1 protein-coding gene is annotated in these 1117 nt (G+C 64.9%); it reads right to left on the reverse strand.

Translation table 11 applies throughout. The features are described 5' to 3' along the window. Positions 1 to 45 precede the first annotated feature (45 nt). Entirely contained in the window at positions 46 to 1059 is a 1014-nt protein-coding gene (locus tag KGA65_RS16015) for an IS30 family transposase (protein ID WP_225864128.1), read from the reverse strand. Positions 1060 to 1117: the final 58 nt, after the last annotated feature.

Here is a 1117-nt window from a genome sequence, read left to right on the forward strand (position 1 = left end):
GGCGTTCTCAAATCTGAAGTGCAACACCCCACCCGGGTTGCTTGATCAGTGGACTGTAGCCTGATGGGCTTGGGCCAAGCCGCGCATGAGTTCTGCGAAGACCTGAATGGGGCTGCGCCAGTTCAGGGTCTGGCGTGGACGGTTGTTGAGCAGATCGGCGATGGCATCGAGTGCGTCCTGGTCATGCACAGAGAGGTCTGTGCCCTTGGGCAACATCTGGCGCAGCAAGCCGTTGGTGTTCTCGCAGGAACCGCGTTGCCACGGACTGTGCGGGTCGCAGAAGTACACCCGGATGTTGGTGGCCCGCGCCAGTTCCCGGTGTCGGGCCATCTCCTTGCCTTGGTCATAGGTCAGCGTCTGGCGCAGCGGCGCGGCAATCGAGTTGAGCTTGACAGTGAAGGCCGCCAGGGCCGATTCCGCCGTGGCATCGGGCATCTTGGCCAGCAGCACCAGGCGTGTGCTTCGCTCGACCAGCACCCCCACGGCCGACTTGTTGCCCGCGCCCTTGATCAGGTCACCTTCCCAGTGCCCTGGCATCACCCGGTCGTTCACCTCGGGCGGGCGCACATGGATGCTCACCATCTCAGGGATCCGTCCGCGTCGGTCCGTGCCCGCAGAGCGCGATTTGCGGGTGCTGCGGCCCTGGCGCAGACAGGCGATCAGCTCTTTGCGCAGTTCCCCCTTGGGGTGGGCGTAGATGGCGTTGTAGATGGTCTCGTGGGAGACATGCAGTTCGGGTTGGTCGGGCCACATGTCCCGCAGTGTCCGTGCAATCTGCTGGGGCGACCACAGCCAGCCCAGCAGGTGCGTGATCAGCGGCCACAGCGGGCCGTCGGGATCAAGTCGGACGGGAGCCCGAGCCGCGACGCGGCGCTCAAGGCTGGCCTGCTGTGCCGCACTCGACAGGTACTGGCCAGCCTGCGAATTGCGCCGCACCTCGCGGCTGAGCGTGGCCGCGCTGCGTCCAAGCACGCCTGCAATGTGTCGCAGGCTGTAGCCCTGCTGGCGCAGCGCCGCCAGCGTCACGCGGTCTTCAGCTTGCAGCTGCCTGTATCTCATCTTCATCTTCACACCTTACCGGAGGGGCAAGGTGTTGCACTTCGGATTTGAGAACGCC

This window comes from Ideonella benzenivorans, assembly GCF_020387415.1.
GTDB lineage: Bacteria > Pseudomonadota > Gammaproteobacteria > Burkholderiales > Burkholderiaceae_C > Ideonella > Ideonella benzenivorans.